The organism is Burkholderia sp. BCC0044 (genome assembly GCF_902832955.1).
Taxonomy (GTDB): Bacteria; Pseudomonadota; Gammaproteobacteria; order Burkholderiales; family Burkholderiaceae; genus Burkholderia.
On record NZ_CADFDO010000001.1, the window covers coordinates 1,052,208 to 1,069,140 of the forward strand.

Sequence of the window (16,933 nt, forward strand, 5' to 3'; positions counted from 1 at the left end):
CGCCCGCCGTCGTGAAGAACCGGCCGCGCGGCCTGCGTTGAAGCGCCGCGCGGCGAAGCCGGATCACGCGTCCGGCAGAATCACCACCTTGCCCTTCACCTGCCGGTTCGCCATCCGCGTGATCGCGTCGGCGGCACCGGACAGCGCCACGCGCTCGGTGATCGTGGGCCGCACCTTGCCGGCCGCGAACCATTCGGCGAGCAGCTGCATGTTCGCCGCATGCTGCGCCGGATCGCGACGTACCGCATCGCCCCAGAACACGCCGAGAATGTCGCGCTCCTTCAGCAGCGCGAGGTTCAGCGCGAGCTTCGGGATCTCGCCGGCCGCGAAGCCGACCACGAGGAACCGGCCGCGCCACGCGGTCGCGCGCAGCGCCGCTTCGCTGTATGCGCCGCCCACCGGATCGTAGACGACGTCCGCGCCGCGCCCGCCGGTCAGTTCGTCGACGCGGCGGCGCAGGTCTTCGGTCGCGTAGTCGATCGTCTCGTCGGCGCCCGCTTCGCGGCACAGCGCAAGCTTGTCCGCGCTCGACGCCGCCGCGATCACGCGCGCGCCGAGCGCTTTCGCGATCTCGATCGCGGCGATCCCGACGCCGCCGGCCGCACCCAGCACGAGCAGCGTCTCGCCCGCCTGCAGGCGCGCACGCTGCTGCAACGCATGCAGCGACGTGCCGTACGCGAGCACGAGCGCCGCGCCCTGCTCGAACGTCATCCCCGGCGGCAGCGCGGCGAGCTGATGCACGTCGGCCACACATTGCTCCGCGAACCCGCCGTGCCCCGTGAACGCCATCACCGAATCGCCGGGCCGCCACGCGGTGACGCCGTCGCCCACCGCGTCGATCACGCCGGCGAACTCGGCGCCCGGCGAAAACGGCAGCGCCGGTTTCACCTGATACAAACCTTGAACGATCAGCGCGTCGGGGAAATTGAGCGACGCGGCCTTCACCCGGATCCGGACCTGCCCGGCGGCCGGCTCGGGAATCGCGATGTCCTCGATGCGCAAGCGGTCGATCGGGCCGAATGCGGTACACAACAGGGCTTTCATGCGCTTCTTTCTCCTTGCGCGGCGTGGCCGGGCATCGGTACGGTGTGCGGGATATCCCCGCGCGGCCGGTTCACGACGAGCATGTGATGGCCATCGGCATCGACAACATCATCAGTATTCCGGAATGTATTTGAATACACGATCAGAACCACGCGTCGTGCATGTCGAGCGTCGTCGTGTCGACGCTCGCCAGCAGATCGAGCTGCGCATCCACCTTCGGCAGTTCCCAGCGGAAAAAGTACCGGGCCGCCGCGCGCTTGCCGTCGTGGAAATCGCCGTCGCGCCCGTGCGCGGCGAGCGTCACGTCGAGCCACAGCCAGGCGACGACGAGATGGCCGAACGCTTCGAGATACACGCTCGCGTTCGCGAGCCGCGTCTGCGGATCACCGATCGCGCCCAGTTGTCGCGTGACGTCACGCAGCCGCGCCCAGCGCCGTGCCAATGCATCGGCCTGCTCGCGCGTGCCGGCATCCACCGCTCGTGCGCGTTCGACGGTCGCGCCGATCCGCGCATCGAGCGCGTGCAGCGACGCGCCGTCGTCCTGCACGACCTTGCGGCCCAGCAGATCGAGCGCCTGGATACCGTGCGTGCCTTCGTGGATCGGATTCAGGCGATTGTCGCGATAGAGCCGCTCGACCGCGTAGTCCCGCGTGTAGCCGTAGCCGCCGTGCACCTGGATCGCGAGATCGTTCGCGGCAAGACACCACTGCGACGGCCAGCTTTTCGCGATCGGCGTCAGGATGTCGAGCAGGCGCGCGGCATCGGCACGCACCGCCGCATCGTCGTGCGCATGCGCTTCGTCGACGAGTTTCGCGCAGTACAGGATCAACGCGAGCCCGCCTTCGACGTACGCCTTCTGCGCGAGCAGCATGCGCCGCACGTCCGGATGGTCGACGATCGGCGTCTGCGGCGCGGCCGCATCCTTGGCCGCAGGCCCGAGCGGCCGCCCTTGCGGACGGTTGCGCGCGTAGTCGAGCGCGTGCAGGTAACCGGTGTAACCGAGCGCCACCGCGCCCGCGCCGACGCCGATGCGCGCTTCGTTCATCATGTGGAACATGTACGCGAGCCCATAATTCGGCTGGCCGACCCGGTAACCGATCGCGCCCGCGCGCCCTTCCGGACGATAACGCGTCCCTTCGCCGAAATTCAGCAGGCAGTTGGTCGTGCCGCGATAGCCCATCTTGTGGTTCAGCCCGGCGAGCACGACGTCGTTGTGCTCGCCGTTTGCGCGGCCATCGGCGCCGGTCAGGAACTTCGGCACGATGAACAGCGAGATGCCGCGCGTGCCGGGCTGCAGCCGGCCGTGTTCGTCGGGGACCTTCGCGAGCACGAGATGCACGATGTTTTCCGCCAGTTCGTGCTCGCCGCCGGAAATCCACATCTTGTTGCCGGTCAGCCGATAGCGCGGGCCGAGCGGCGAATCGCATTCGAAATCGGCGCGCGTCGCGATGTCGGACAGCGACGAGCCCGCTTGCGGTTCGGACAGACACATCGTGCCGAGAAAGCGCCCTTCCAGCTCAGGGCGCGCGAACGCGTCGATCTGCGCGGCGCTGCCGTGCGCGACGAGCAGGTTCGCATTGGCGACGGTCAGGAACGGATACGCGGCCGTCGCGATGTTCGCGGCCTGGAAGAACAGGAACGACGCGGCTTCGACCAACTTCGGCAAGCGCATGCCGCCGAGCGCTTCGTCGTGGCCCGCGGCGATCAGCCCGGCGTCCGCGAACGCGCGCACGGCCGGTTCGACTTCCGGGATCAGCGTCACGCGCTCGCCGTCGAACCGCGGCTCCTCGCGATCGCCGCGCGCCGCGTGCGGCGCGAACAGGTCTTCGGCAATCCGCTCGCTGGTGTCGAGCACCGCATCGAAGGTCTCGCGACTATGCTCCGCGTAGCGCGGCAGCGCGACGAGCGCTTCGGCGTCGAGCCAGTCGTACAGCAGGAACGCGAGATCGCGTCGCGACATCAGCAGACTCATCGCGACGCCCTCCGCGTGCCGGCCGCGCGCCGCGCGCGGCCCGTGCCATGCGCGCCGCGGTCGATCCGCACACGCCCGATCGATGCAAGCTCCATCACGTCTGTCTCCTGTCGGGCGGCGCGCCGGCGCGCCCGTTGGCGCCGGTTGCCGGAACCGGATCTGTGGGTCGGTGACTGCTAGGGCTGGCGGAAATTTAGCACGGTCGTTCTAAATCGACAATGCCGGGTCGCCCTGATCGGCCAGTGGGCGCGGCCGAAAGCGGGCCGGATGGAAGGATCGTGAAAGCCGGCCGCCGCGCTCACGCGTCCGGCGGGGCCGCGCCGTCGTCGGCGAGCGTGCCGAGCGGAACGAACATGTAGCCTTTGCCGCGCACGGTGCGGATATAGCGATAATCGCCGACGGCCTGCTCGATCAGGTTGCGCAGACGGAAGATCAGCACGTCGAGCCCGCGCTCGGAACGCCCGGCCGCCTTCAGCCCGAGCAGCACGAGGATCTCGGTGCGCGACAGCACGCGCATCGGCTGCGAGATGAACAGCTCGAGCAGCGCGAACTCGCTCACGCGCAAGCCGAGATCGCGCCCGGCGCGGCTCGCGCGCCGGTTCGCGAAATCCACTTCGATGTCGCCGAAGGCATAGGGCTCCGGCGTGCCGGGCGCGCGCGGCCGTCGAGGCCGGTTCGACGCGTGGCGGCGCATCGCGCAGCGCACGCGCGCGATGAACTCCATCGGCTCGAACGGCTCGACCACGTAGTCGTCCGCGCCGATCTCGAGCGCGACGACCTTGTCGACCACCCGCGCGCTGCGACTGAGCGCGATCACCGGAATGTCGCAGCCCTCGCGGCGCAAGGCGCGCAGCGCGATATACACGGGCGTCGCCGGCTGCTCGACGCGCAGCACGATCAGCGCCGGCCGCACCGCCGCCACGCGCGTCGACAGCAACGACACGTCGTCGAACGCCGCCGTATCGATCTGGAAACTGCGCAGCAACGCGCGGATCATGTCGCGCGTGCGCGGATTCGGCTCTACGACGAGAACTGGGGTGACCATGAAAAATTGCCCGACACGACAATCTGGACGACGACGACACACGCCGGCGTTGCGCCGATCACGCCGGCTCGCGCGTCGGCGATCGCGCGGCGCCGGCTCTTACCCATGCATGCAGCAATCGAGACTCGTCGCGAAATAGCCGAGGCTCTTGCGAATCGACGTCTCGACGTCGCGCACGTCGCGGGCCGCGGGCGAGCGGCCGAGCAGCGTCGCGACGATGTCGAGCGCTTCCCACGGATGCCGGTCGTCGTAGTCGGCATGCAGCTTGAGCCAGCGCATCGCGCGATGCCGCACCGCCGGATCGAACTGCGTCTCATACGACGACGCGCACAGCAGCGCGCTCCATTCGCCCGTCACGCCTTCGATCGCATAGTTGGTCGCGGCGATGCTCGGCGCGAGCGCGTCGGCGTTGGCGCTCCGCCAGCACCAGTGGCTCAGGGCAAATCCGTCCGGCGGCGCATCGCCGCCCAGCATCATGTCGATCGTCACGCCCGACTCGGCGGCCCAGTTGGCCCAGTGGTCGACGTGATTCTGCTCGACGCGGATATTGCGGATCAGGTAGCGCCGCGCCTTCTCGTCGCCGCGCGACCGGTACGCGGCGGTCTTCACCAGGTTCATCGCCATGTACTCGGGAAACTGGCTGACCACCGCCCAACCGGTCACGAAGAAGGTGCGCAGTTGCGACGCGCGCAGGGTCCCCGCGCTCATCGCCGCGAATGCCGGATGCGCGAGGATGCGGCCACGCAGCTCGTCGGTCGTGCCGACCACGTCGCGCAGCCAGCCGGGATAGCTGGCCAGGTCCATCAGGTCGCCGGTCAGCTCAAATGGAGCACTCATGCGTTCGATCCTCCGTCGTTCAATGAAAGCCCCCTTCCTGCCAGGGCGCGGGGCGGCCGAAGTAATAGCCCTGGCAATAGTCGACGCCCAGCGCGCGCAGCATGTTGGCGGTCGTCGTGTCCTCGACGTGCTCCGCGACGGTGCGGTACTGCAGCACGTGCGCGATGTCGTTGATCGCGCACGCGATGCCGCGCTTGACGTGGTCGGACGTCATGTCCGACACGAGGCCGCCGTCGATCTTCAGATAGTCGATCGGCAACTGGCGCAGATACGAGAACGACGACATGCCCGCGCCGAAATCGTCGAGCGCGAACCGGCAGCCGAGATCGCGCAGCTCGCACATGAAGCGCGATGCGACTTCGAGGTTGCGCACCGCGCTCGTCTCGGTGATCTCGAAGCACAGCAACGACGGATCGAGCCCCGACGCCGACAGCTCGGCGATCACGAATTCGACGAAGCGCTCGTCGGTGATCGACATCGCCGACAGGTTCACGTTGTATTCGACGTACTGGCGCCGCTCGAGCCGCGCGAGGCGCCGGATCACGGTGCGCACGACCCAGCGGTCGATCATCGTCATGTGACCGTAGCGCTCGGCGGCCGGCAGGAACACCGGCGAGATCAGCTTGCCGTCGGCGTCGGGGATGCGCAGCAGGATTTCCGCGTGCTCTCGCGCGTCGTTGCCCGACTGGATCGGCACGATCCGTTGCGCATACAACTGGAACGAATCCGTTTCGAGCGCCGTCTTCACGCGGCGGCTCCATTGCATGTGATACGCCTGGCGGCCCGAATTCAGGTCGCGCGAATCGGCGACGTGCACGCGATTGCGGCCGCGGTCCTTCGCGACATAGCAGGCGATGTCGGCCATCTGCATCGCCGTCTCGACGTTGTCGGGCCGGCAGGCGAGATCGAGCACGCCGATGCTGACACTGATCTTGAACGGCTCGCCTTCCCACCGGAACGTGAAATCCTCCACGCATGCGCGGATCCGCTCGGCCTTGCCGCCGTCCGGCACGCCGTCGCGGCCGGCCGGCAGCAGGATGCCGAACTCGTCGCCGCCGAGCCGGCCGACCACGTCGGCGTCGTCGAGACCGCGCCGGAACACCGCGGTCGCATCGCGCAGCAGCGCGTCGCCGGCCGCATGGCCGCATACGTCGTTGATTTCCTTGAAACCGTCCAGATCGAGCACCATCAGCATCCCGCCCGCGCGCTGCGCCAGCGCCTCACCGAGACGCCGCTCGAACTCGGACCGGTTGATGAGGCCCGTCAGCGCATCGTGCGACGCCTGCCAGGTCAGCTTCTCGATCAACTGGTATTCGCGCGACATGTCGCGCAGGATCAGCACGTAGCCGACGCAGTGGCCCGCCGCGTTGTCCATCTTCGACAGCGACGCGCGCACGGCCACCGCGGAACGGCACCCGCGGATCAGGTCGAGATCGCGCGTGAAGGTGGGATCGCCGCTGTTGCTGAACGACGCGAGCAGCTTGATCGACATGCCGGTCGACGTATCGATCAGGTCCAGCACGTCGTTGATCGGCTTGCCGACGCACGTGTCCGACGACGCGCCGAGCAGTTGCTCGGCCGCCGGGTTCAGCGTCTCGATGCTGCGCGTGAGGCCGATCGTGACGATCGCGTCGGCCACCGAGCGCAGCGCGGCTTCCGCGAACGCCTGGCTCCGGTCCAGCTCGGTCTGCATCGACAGCTGCTGACGTTGCGCGCGGCTCGCCCAGCGCACCGACAGCAGCAGGATCAGCAGCGACGCCACGAGGTACGACAGGAACAGCTGGATCACGGCCGAGCGGAATTCGGCGCTCAGCTCGTCGGAAAAGCGCTTCGGCAGCGGCTCGATGCGCGAATTGAGATCCCAGATCTCGCGGTTCAGACGACGCGTGCGGCGCACGTCGGCCGCCTGCACGGCCTCGCGCAGCGCGTCGGCGAGCCGGCGCAGGTCGACCAGTTGCCGGTCCGCATCCTCCCAGTACCGCAGCGCGACGTTCAGGCTCGCGAAGCTGCTCAGGACCGGATAGAACCACACCACCGCCGCCGCATCGACGGGATTGATGCCGGCCGCGATCATCGCCGCGCGCGCGACGCCGGAATCCGCCGGCACGCCGACCATCGCGCGGCGCGCGACGCCGAGAAACGTGAGGGTCCGGTCGACCGCCAGGTAGTCGCCGAACAGCTTCTCGTCGCCGGTCTGGCCATAGCGTGTCAGCAGGATCACCTCGTCCTTCTGCGCCTTCGACCAGCTGCTTTCGCCGCCGACGTACACGCGCAGCGACATGATCACGATCAGGCTGACCGCGACGAACCCGGCCAGCGCGACGATCACGACGACGATCGGCAGGATGCCGAGCGCCGGACTCCACGGCCACACGTAAAACGAGCTGCGCTGACTCTGGCGCTTCGACATGTCTTCCCTGCTGAATGGCTGCTTTTCTGATTGTTGTCGACGCCGCCGGCCGGGCGTCGGCCGGACTGCCGGCCTCGATGCGTCTCCGTGCTCCGTACACGCCCGGCTCGCCGCGCCACGCGGCGGCTAGGTCGTCCTGACGCGGCATGACGACCCGGCGCCGGCATTCGCCACGGCGTCGACCGTCAGGATGCGGCGCGTCTCGTCCCGGATCACGCGATGGCAGTCGCACCCATGCCGTTCGAGATTCGCGAGATCCGTCAGCACGATCGCGCCGCGGTGCTGATGGATCAGGCCCAGTTCCTGGAGCTGCCGCGTGGTGTCGGAAACGGTCTCGCGCCGTACGCCCAGCAACTGGCCGAGCATGCCGTGCGTGACCGGGATCTCGATGCTGCGCGAGCGTTCGTACGCGATCAGCAGCCATCGGCCGAGCTGATGCCGCATCGCGTGATGGCGGCCGCAGAACATCACTTGCGACGCCTGCGAGAGCGCCAGCTGCATGCGCGCGAACACCTGCCGCCGCATCGCGGCCGATGCGTCGCACGCCTGCGCGAACCGGCGGGCCGGCAGCCGGTACGCGAAGCCGCCGCGATAGACGACGACGCGCCGCTGCATCGCACTGCCGATGATGTCGTCGCATACGACACCCTCGCGGCCGATTTCCGTGACGCTCAGCGTCGTCTTGCCGCCCGCCGTGTACTGCAGCGAAATGCCCGCCGTCACGGGAAAATAGGCGGCGCCCGGGTTCTCGCCGGCTTCGCACAGCACCTCACCGGTCTTGAGATTCGCCAGTTGCAGATGCGGCGCCAGTTCCGCGAGATTCATTCCGTCAAGCGCAGCCAGGAAATGATTGGCACCAAGTGCATGCGGCAACTCGATGACGTTGTTTGCCTCGTGTATCACGGCGCACCTCGTACGTTGTATCCCTGCCCTGGCCACCGAACTTCATGTTTTTTAAACCGGATCGGTTTTCCGGCATCCCGGTTTTGATTTTTTCATCCCGGTTGCATTGAGCAAAAAGGTATCACGCAGGTCCGCCGTTCGCGCCACTCCGCCTTTGTTACATGAAGTAATTTGACAGTTTATTTAGCCCTGTGAAGTTTTTTTGCATTGTCAATCCTCAATTGTCTACTTAAATTGAGCTTCAATAAATATGGCTTTGCGGTGAATCATTGAAAATTCCCATTGAAAGACAATTCCCCGGAATGCAATTACATTCGAAAATCAAAATAATTCATCCTCCGAAATAATGCGGGTTGAGTGACATGGCCCACACTTCGTCGATGACGGACGTGGAATGAGCAGGCGCGCGCCGGCCCGCCATGCCGGCATCGGATGAGATCGCGCGCTAGTGCGCGGCTGCGGTACCGGACGGGCTGCCCGCGTCGAGCGACGCGGCGCGCAGCGCATCCGCCGGATCCGGAAAGTCGCGCTGCCGCAGTTGCGCGAGCTGCGCATCGCGCGCGTCGGGCGTCAGTGGCTGTGCGTCGAGTTGCTGGCGTTCGGCCGTGTAGTCGCGATAACGCGCGTGCCACGCGTCGTCGCGCTGCTGCATCTGCACGACCCGCTCGGCGACGTCGGCGCCGAGCTGCGCACGCAGCGCATCGGGCGTCGCGCGCTGCGCATCGAGCCGTGCGACCGTCGCGATCGCGTCGCGCTGCCGCGCGAGCCGCTCCCGTGCGTCGCGCACGCCGGGCGGCAGCGATTGATCGAGCGCGGCAAGACGTTCGCGCTTCTGCGCATCGCCGAGCGACGGGTCGCGCGCGATCCGGATTCGTTCGAGGTCGTCGCGCTGCTGCCGGAATTCGTCGCCGAAGAACGGCGCGCTCCAGTCGCCGAGCCAACGGCTCGCGAGCGATGCGCGCCGCTCGAGCGCGCCCGCGATCGCATCCGGATCGAGGCCGGCGGCGGACTGCGCGGCCCCCGGCTGCGCGTCGAACGCCGCGACGCACGCGCGATAGCGCGGCCACAGGTCGAGCGCGTCGCGCCGCGCGAGCGCGCCGATCGGCTGCGCGGCGAGTTCGCGCGCCACCAGCACATCGAGCGCGGCCGGCGTCAGGTCGTGCCGGGCGAGCAGAAAGTAATCGAAGAATTCCCGCACCGCGCGCCGCTTCGCGAGATGCCCGTCCGGCCCGACCGGCAGGCGCGGCGCGCTCGCCCCCGCCAGCGTCGCGGGCAGCGCGACATCGGACGCGGCATCCAAGGGCGGATGCACCGCCGCCGCGAGCGCCGCGGCGTCGATGGCGGGTGCTACGCCCGTGACGGCCGCCGGCACCGCGGGCGGCGCGAACGCGTGCCACACCACGGCCGCCGCGATCGCGCCGGCCGCGCCATACAGCCCGGCGCGCCGCAGCATCGTCCCGGTCTTCATCGGTCACACGCCCTGCCGTTTCAGCCGGTTCGCATGCACGCGCAGCGCCGCGACCGGATCTTCCGCATACGCGCCGCGAATGCCGAGCAACTGGTTGATCGCGTCGAAGTGATTCCAGCGGTAACGCGTCGAGATCACCGTGCCGAACAGCGAACTGCAGGTCGACGTGAAGCCGTCGTTCGGCCCCGCGCCGGCCAGCGCCATGACGTTGCCGGCCGTCAGGAACATCAGCGTCGACGGATCCAGCACGTTGGCCGGGTCGATGACGGGAATCACGCTGGTGTCGGCGGCCCCCGTCACGATGCCGAGCAGCGACACGGGCTGGTAGGCGGCGCCGCTCCACGAATACAGCAGATGCACGTTGCCGCCGATCGTCTCGGCCGGCGCGCCGCTGCCGCACGCGCCGGCGCCGAGGCCCGGGCTCGGGAACAAGCGGTTGAACTGCGCGGCATACGTCGTTCCGAGCGCGTTGAGCGCGGCGATCGCATCCTGGTTCGTATTGTGCCTGTCACTGGTCAGGATCCCGAACAGGTTCAGCAGCGTGCCGAACACCGGCGTCGACAGGCCCGTCGGGTCAAGCTTCAGCGCGCCCAGCACGAAATCGGCGAACTGCGAGCCGCGATGCGGCGTCGCGATCGTCGTGACGGACGCCACCAGCGCGGGCGCGACCGACGCCACGTAGCGCGACGTCAGCCCGCCCTGGCTGTGCCCGATCAGGTTGACCTTGGCCGCGCCCGTGACCGCGAGCACCTGCTTCACGTACGCGAGCAACTGCTCGCCGCGCCCGTTGGGGCCAAGATCGCTCTGGAAGCCGGACAGGTCGGCGACATAGACGGTCGCGCCATGCCGTTGCAGGTCGGCCTGCATCCCGTACCAGTATGGCACGACGCCGAAGTAGTCGTCGGTGCCGGTCAGCCCGTGCACGAGGATGATCGGATAGCGGGTGGCCGCGTAGGTGTCGAGCGCGGCGCCGGCCGCTGTCTGCGCGCCGGCGGGCGACGCGGCCACCGCGACGCATGCGATCAACGCGGCGCGGGACAGGAACCGCGCGAACGCTCGCGCCACGCGGCGTACAAGATGTCGCGCAATTGCCGCGCGCCGGTCGATGAAGCTGTCGATGTCACGCATGTGTGCGCTCCCAGGTTGCGCGGGCGGCCACGCGCCGCTGCCACGCGATGAATACCGGCGCGCCGACGACTTCGAGCACCGTGAAGCCGACGAACGGCGGCCACGGCAGCCCGAGCGACGCGAGTGAAATCAGCCGTCCGATGCCGCCGAGAAAGATCATCGCCCATAGCGTCGCGAACAATCGCCCCTGCCGCTCGATCCGCGGGATCACCGAAAACGCAGCGAGCCCCAGCCCGAACCACACGCCCGCGTAGAAGCGCAGGTTGCCGTCCAGCGTCGCGTCCGCGGGCAGCGCGATGCCGAGCGACGCATACAGCGGATCGTGGATGCCCATCATGCCGAGCACCCCGGTGATCGTCGGGACCAGCGCAAGCACGGCGGTCGCCGCCTGAAGCGCACGTTTGCTCATTCGAACTCTCCTTGCCTCGTCATCGATAGAAAATGCCCAGCACCTGCACGCTGCTCGACTCCGGCATCGCACCGAAGCGGCTCCACGACGGCCCGCCCTGATGCAGCCACTGCAGCGCGACGTCGAACCGGTCGAAGCGGCGACGCAGCTCGACCCAGTATTGCCGGCCGCCGCCGAGGTCGGCCTGCATGAAACCCGACAGGTCGAGCCGGCGCACGCCGACATTACGCCACGCGGCCATCAGGAACACGCCGTGACGGGTCTGCAGTTCCTGCGCGGCAATCGCCGTGCGCACCGCGCTGCCCCACGCATACGGGTTCGCGCGCTGCAGCGAGCGCCATTGCGCGGCATCCGCGCCGCCGCCGTTGCTCTGGAATTCGGCGGTCAGCGACAGGTCGACGGGCAGCGTCCACGTCGCGCCCACCGACGAACTGGTGCGAAACGCGCGGTCGTTGCCCGCGCCGGTCGCGCGCGCGATCAGCGAGCGCCGGTAACCGCCCGCCCATTCGACGTACGCGACCACCGAGTTGCCGAGCAGCACGCTCAGGTTCTGGCCGAACTGCGGCGCCTGCCCGCTCTCGCCGTAGACGATCCATTGCGGCTGGAGCGCCGCGCTGAACCGCTGGCTCGCGACGAGCATCCAGCGATCGACGCCGTTGGTGCGCTGCAGGTCGGACGCCGCGGCCGCGTCGCCCGGCAGGCTGCGGCGTTCGAGCCGCGGCGACAGCAGCGCCGCGACGGAGCCCGTGCTCCACACCTGCTGCGCGCGCAGCGCGACGGTGCCGAGCCGGTTCGTATGGCGGCTGTCCGGGTCGGGCGGCACGTCGAGGCTCACCGCGCCCGCGCGGAAGAAGTCGGTCGGGTTGTAGCCGATCGCCGCGCCGAGCCGCTCGTTCACGCGCCCCGCGTCGACGACGAACGCCGGCGACGCGCGCCAGCTCGCATACGCTTCCTTCACGAGCGTCACGTCGCGCGACGACGTGCGCGACGTGCGCGACGTCCCGAGCGGATCGAAGCGGTCGAAGCGCATCGAGAAGTGCGCGGCGAAGGTCGGCGTCAGCCACTGCGCGTATTCGAATTCGATCGACAGCTGATTGCGGCCCGCCTCGCCGCCGTCGCGATAGCGGCTCGCGCGCAGCGCGTCCTGCACGTTCAGCTTCCATGGCTTCGCGGTATCGGCCGACGGCGCGGGCGACTCGTCGGCAAGCGCGAGCGCCGCCGCATCGGCCGCATCCACGCCGCCCATACCCCTCATGCCGCCCGCATCCGCCGCGTCGGCCGCCCGCGCGAGCGCCGGCAGCAGCACGCACGCGAGCGCGGCGATCCGGCCTCGACGCCGCACCGTCATTGCGCCTGGAAGCGGGACAGGTAGTCGCGCTGCAGCCAGCCATCGGGAATGTCGCGCCATGCGTAGTCGGAAAAGCGCATCACCGTGACCCAGTTGCTGTCGAGCCCGTCGATGATCACGGTCTCGGTCGGCCGCTCGACGCCGAGCTGCATCGTGTAGCGCCGGTAGAACGCGGTCTTCAGCAGCCGGTCGCTTTCCGAATAGAAGCGCGCCTTCAGCGGCCGGTTGTTCGCCGCGTCGATCCAGATCTCGATGCGGCGGTAGGTCAGCCCGTCGCCGTGGCCGGTGAGCGCGAGCCGGTACGCGCGGCGCGTCTGCCGGTCGCCGTCGGCGATATCCTCGACGCCCTTCAGCTCGGCCGTGTAGTCGTGCGCGAGATTGACCGTCACGACGTCGCCGTTCGCGGCCTGACCGAGCAGCCGCTGGTCCGGCGAGATCCGCACGCTCGCCTGGTTCGCCGGATCGTAGAACCACAGGTCGTTGCCGTTCTTCAGCATCAGCTTGCCCGTGTCGCGCGCTGGCGCGACGAAGCGCACCAGCGTGCGGAACGCGCCGCCGGGCGCGTCGGGCTTCGAATAGATCGACAGCGTATTGCCGTCGACCTGCTTGCCGGAGCGGTACTCGACGAGCGTCGCGGTCAGCACGAACGATTTCTCCGGCGTGCGGATCGCGTCGCTCGCCGCGAGCACCTTCTGCGGATCGGGCGCCGGCTGCGCATGCGCGACGCCGGCCAGCAACGAAAGACTCAGACAGCATGAAACGAACAGGCGACGCACGTGCGCTCTCCCGAAAGTGAAATGGACGAAAAATGCGGCACACGGGCGGCATCACACATGCCGCAGCGCATCGACGATCGACAGCCGCGCCGCATGGCGCGACGGCAGCCACGCGGACAATCCGGCCACGCACGCGAGCCCGACGAACGTGACGGCGATGGAGCGCCACTCGCCCCACACGCGCACCGTCAGCGCGACGGCGTCGATCCGCGCGGGCGGCGTCCACGCGAGCCCGCTGTGATTGACGGCCGCAGCGATCGCGAGCGCGACCAGCACGCCGAGCGATGCGCCAGCCACGCCGAGCAGCGCGCCTTCGCACACGAACAGCGCCTGGATACCGCCGCGCCGCATCCCCATCGCGCGCAGCGTGCCGATCTCGACCGTGCGCTCGATGATCGCGGTGCTCATCGTGTTGCTGATCACGAACAGCACGATCGCGCTGATCAGCACGAACACGAACCCGAAGATCACCGAGAACATCCGGTTGGTCTGGTCGTAGAACGGGTTCAGCGTCGCGAAGTCGACGACGTCGAGCGGCTGGCCGTCGAAGCCGCCATGCAGCAGTTGCGCGATGCGCGCGCGGGCCGCCGGCAGATCGGCCGTGCGCGCGAGCTGGATCTCGATCGCGGTCGCGCGCGGTTCGGCGCCGCCGTAGACGAGCCGTTGCGCCTGCGGCAGACGCACCGCGAGAGACACGTCGTCGAGTTCCTTCACGCCCTGCTGCTCGGCCTTCACGACCGAGAAGCGGCCGACGTTCGGCGCGCCGCCCGCGCTCGCGGTCAGCACCTCGATATGGGTCGCGCCGCCGTCGGCCGGCTGCGTGCCGGCCTCGCCCTGCGCGAGCGCCAACACGTCGGGCGGCGCGGTCGCGGCCGGGCCGGTGGATGCCGGCTCGGCCGGGCCGGCCGGCGCGTCGTGGCAATCCGGCACGTGCAGCGGCCCGCACAAATGCAGCACGCGCGCGACCCCGAGGCCGACGATCGCCGCGTCGTCGGCGCTGCCGCGCAGCGCGAATTCGCGTGGTCGCAGCGGAAAGCCGTACGCATTCCATTCCTGCATCCGGTACTGATCCTCGGGAATCGCGCCGAAGCCCATCACCGTGCGCGACACGCCGGCCGCGAAATTGCCGGCGATCCCGCCGAACTGCAGCGTCGGCGTGACGACCTGCAGCAGCGGCGCGAGTTGCGGATCGCGCCGCAGTCGCTCGATCAGCGCCGGATAGTTTCGAATGCCGTACGCGGCCGGATCGCCGGTGCCGTACAGGAAATAGCCCTGCCGCTGGATCTGCAGATGGCCGCTGCGCTGCACGAAATCGGTCTGCAGGCCGAGCGTGATGTCGCGACTGAAGCCGCCGAACAGCAGGATCGCGCTGACGCCGACGATCATCGCGAGCAGCGTGGTCAGCGAGCGCCGGCGGTTGCGCTGCAGGTTGCGCAGCGCGAGCATCAGCGTATGGGTCATCGGCACGCCTCCTGCGCCGCTGCGTCGCCGCGTTCGCGGCCACGCTCATGGCCGACGATGCGGCCGTCGAGAATCCGGATCACCTCGTCGGCCACACGCACGACCTGCGGATCGTGCGACGACACGATGATCGACACGTCGCGCTCGCGCTGGATCGCGCGCATCAGCTCGATGATCGCGTGCCCGGTCGCGCTGTCGAGGTTCGCGGTCGGTTCGTCCGCGAGGACCATCGCCGGCTCGGCCGCGAGCGCGCGGGCGATCGCGACCCGCTGGCGCTGGCCGCCCGACAACTGGCTCGGCCGGTGCCGCGCCTTGTCGGCCAGCCCGACCGCGTCGAGCAGGTCGCGCACCCGCGCCGCGCGCCGCGCGCTCGCCCAGCCCGCCATCAGCAGCGGATACTCGACGTTCTCGTACGCGGACAGCACCGGCAGCAGGTTGAAGGTCTGGAACACGTGGCCGACGTGGCGCGCGCGAAAATCCGACAATGCATCGTCGGACAGCGACGCGGTGTCCTGGCCCGCGATCGTCACGCGCCCGCTGTCGGGGCGGTCGATGCAGCCGATCATGTTCAGCAGCGTCGTCTTGCCGCTGCCCGACGGGCCGCTCAGCACGGTGAAGCGGCCCGCGTCGAGCGTCGCCGACACGTCGGCGAGCCCGGTCACGCGCACGCTGTCGAGCAGGTAAGTCTTCGACAGATGTTCGACGGTCACGAGACTCACGACGCACCTCCCGCGCGCACGCGCCGCACCGCCGCCGCTTGCGACGTGCTCGCGTTGGCGTTGGCGTTGGCATTGGCGCCGGCCGCGCCGGGCACGGCCGGCAGCCCGCGGATCAGCCGCCGCAACTGCAGCCGGTACGCGAAGTGCTCGACCTCGATCACGTGCCGCGGCGTGCGATGGAACGCGATGCCGCCACGCCAGTCCGAGCGGCCGCGCCGGATCAGCCGGTCGACGCGCGCGGCCTTGCGCGGCGCCGCGTCGCGTGCATGCAGGTAGCGCGCGAGCAGTTGCGCCTGATAGTCCATCAGCGGCCAGTTGCCGGTCGACGTCTGGAACAGCCCGATGAAGAACAGGTCGCGGTGCTGCGCGTCGAACATGTTCAGGTACAGCGACGGCTGCGACTTCGGCCATCGCAGATGCGCCTGGTCGATGAACGGAAAGCTCGGCTGGTAACCGGTCGCGTACACGATCACGTCGACCGGTTCCTCGCTGCCGTCGACGAACGCGACGCGATCGCCGTTCAGCTCGCGCACGTCGGGCCGCGCGGCGAGGTCGCCATGGCCGAGGTGATAGAACAGCGTCGAGTTGATGATGAAATGCGATTCGAACAGCTTGTGGTCGGGCTTGCGCAGCCCGTAATCCTCCGGCTGCCCGGCCGTGGTCAGGCGCAGCAGCCGCTCGCCGAAGAAGCGGCGCGCCCACAGCGGCATGCGCAGCCGCAGCGGCCATTCGGCCCACTCGTCGGCCGGTATCCCGAACAGGAATTTCGGCCAGTAGTAGTAGCCGCGCCGCGTGCTGTGGAACACCGCGCGGGCATGATGGGACGCCTCGACCGCGATGTCGCAGCCCGAGTTGCCGGCGCCCACCACCAGCACGCGCTTGCCGCTGAAGATCTCCGGCGTGCGGTACTGCGACGAATGCAGTTGCAGCCCGTCGAAGCGGCCCGGATAGTCGGGCAGTTGCGGATGCGACAGATGGCCGTTGCAGACGATCACGCCGCGATAGGTGCGCACTTCGCCGCGATCCAGTTCGACGCGCCACTGCGTGCCGCCGGCAACCGGCGCGATCTCCAGCACCGAACGGCCGAACTCGATCCGGTCGTACACGCCGAAGCGCCGCGCGTAAGCCCGCAGATACGCGAGCGCCTGGTCGCCGCGCGCGTAGGTCGGATAGTCGTCGGGAATCGGGAAGTCGGTGTACTCGGAAAACCGCTTCGAGCTGATCATGTGGATCGACCGATACACGGCGCCGCTCGGCCGGCCGTAGTACCAGTTCCCGCCGACATCGTCCTCGCGCTCGATCACGTCGAAGCCGATGCCGGCCGCGAGCAGGTTCTTCGCGGCGGCGATCCCCGCCGCGCCCGCACCGATGATGCAGTACCGCGCGCCGTCGTTGCGCTCCGTCATGGTGGAT

14 protein-coding genes are annotated in these 16,933 nt (G+C 68.9%); all 14 read right to left on the bottom strand.

The features are described from left to right. Window positions 1-63 precede the first annotated feature (63 nt). Window positions 64-1,044, bottom strand: coding sequence for an NADPH:quinone oxidoreductase family protein (locus HWX14_RS04675; RefSeq protein WP_175881738.1), 981 nt, complete (start codon window positions 1,042-1,044; stop codon window positions 64-66). Between the two features lie 142 nt (window positions 1,045-1,186). Then, window positions 1,187-3,016: an acyl-CoA dehydrogenase gene (locus tag HWX14_RS04680; RefSeq protein ID WP_175881739.1), complete on the bottom strand. Its 1,830-nt coding sequence runs from the start codon at window positions 3,014-3,016 to the stop codon at window positions 1,187-1,189. Window positions 3,017-3,314: 298 nt separating this feature from the next. Further along, the gene (locus tag HWX14_RS04685; RefSeq protein WP_175881740.1) at window positions 3,315-4,061 is read right to left on the bottom strand and encodes a response regulator transcription factor; all 747 of its coding nucleotides are present in this window, start codon (window positions 4,059-4,061) and stop codon (window positions 3,315-3,317) included. 99 nt (window positions 4,062-4,160) lie between these two features. Next, entirely contained in the window at window positions 4,161-4,898 is a 738-nt protein-coding gene (locus tag HWX14_RS04690) for an iron-containing redox enzyme family protein (RefSeq protein ID WP_175881741.1), read from the bottom strand. A gap of 19 nt (window positions 4,899-4,917) precedes the next feature. Continuing rightward, window positions 4,918-7,308: an EAL domain-containing protein gene (locus tag HWX14_RS04695; RefSeq protein WP_175881742.1), complete on the bottom strand. Its 2,391-nt coding sequence runs from the start codon at window positions 7,306-7,308 to the stop codon at window positions 4,918-4,920. 126 nt (window positions 7,309-7,434) lie between these two features. Then, window positions 7,435-8,211 carry a Crp/Fnr family transcriptional regulator gene (locus HWX14_RS04700; RefSeq protein WP_175881743.1) on the bottom strand — a complete coding sequence of 259 codons (777 nt, stop codon included), beginning with the start codon at window positions 8,209-8,211 and terminating at the stop codon, window positions 7,435-7,437. A gap of 445 nt (window positions 8,212-8,656) precedes the next feature. Then, window positions 8,657-9,679, bottom strand: coding sequence for a lipase secretion chaperone (locus tag HWX14_RS04705; RefSeq protein WP_175881744.1), 1,023 nt, complete (start codon window positions 9,677-9,679; stop codon window positions 8,657-8,659). A 3-nt stretch (window positions 9,680-9,682) separates the two neighbouring features. Then, window positions 9,683-10,807 (bottom strand): triacylglycerol lipase, encoded by a 1,125-nt coding sequence (locus HWX14_RS04710; RefSeq protein ID WP_175881745.1) that lies wholly within the window; start codon window positions 10,805-10,807, stop codon window positions 9,683-9,685. After that, on the bottom strand, window positions 10,800-11,216 hold the full coding sequence (locus HWX14_RS04715; protein ID WP_175881746.1) for a DUF4345 domain-containing protein: 417 nt from the start codon (window positions 11,214-11,216) through the stop codon (window positions 10,800-10,802). The genes HWX14_RS04710 and HWX14_RS04715 overlap by 8 nt, the downstream gene beginning before the upstream one ends. A 19-nt stretch (window positions 11,217-11,235) precedes the next feature. Beyond that, window positions 11,236-12,471 carry a hypothetical protein gene (locus HWX14_RS04720; protein ID WP_244130178.1) on the bottom strand — a complete coding sequence of 412 codons (1,236 nt, stop codon included), beginning with the start codon at window positions 12,469-12,471 and terminating at the stop codon, window positions 11,236-11,238. A gap of 89 nt (window positions 12,472-12,560) precedes the next feature. After that, window positions 12,561-13,340 carry an outer membrane lipoprotein-sorting protein gene (locus tag HWX14_RS04725; RefSeq protein WP_175881748.1) on the bottom strand — a complete coding sequence of 260 codons (780 nt, stop codon included), beginning with the start codon at window positions 13,338-13,340 and terminating at the stop codon, window positions 12,561-12,563. Between the two features lie 51 nt (window positions 13,341-13,391). Continuing rightward, window positions 13,392-14,801 (bottom strand): FtsX-like permease family protein, encoded by a 1,410-nt coding sequence (locus HWX14_RS04730; protein WP_175881749.1) that lies wholly within the window; start codon window positions 14,799-14,801, stop codon window positions 13,392-13,394. Continuing rightward, entirely contained in the window at window positions 14,798-15,520 is a 723-nt protein-coding gene (locus tag HWX14_RS04735; protein ID WP_175881750.1) for an ABC transporter ATP-binding protein, read from the bottom strand. Before HWX14_RS04735 ends, HWX14_RS04730 begins: the two co-directional genes overlap by 4 nt. Beyond that, complete coding sequence (locus tag HWX14_RS04740) at window positions 15,517-16,926, bottom strand: NAD(P)-binding domain-containing protein (RefSeq protein WP_175881751.1); 1,410 nt, start codon at window positions 16,924-16,926, stop codon at window positions 15,517-15,519. The genes HWX14_RS04735 and HWX14_RS04740 overlap by 4 nt, the downstream gene beginning before the upstream one ends. Between the last annotated feature and the right edge of the window lie 7 nt (window positions 16,927-16,933).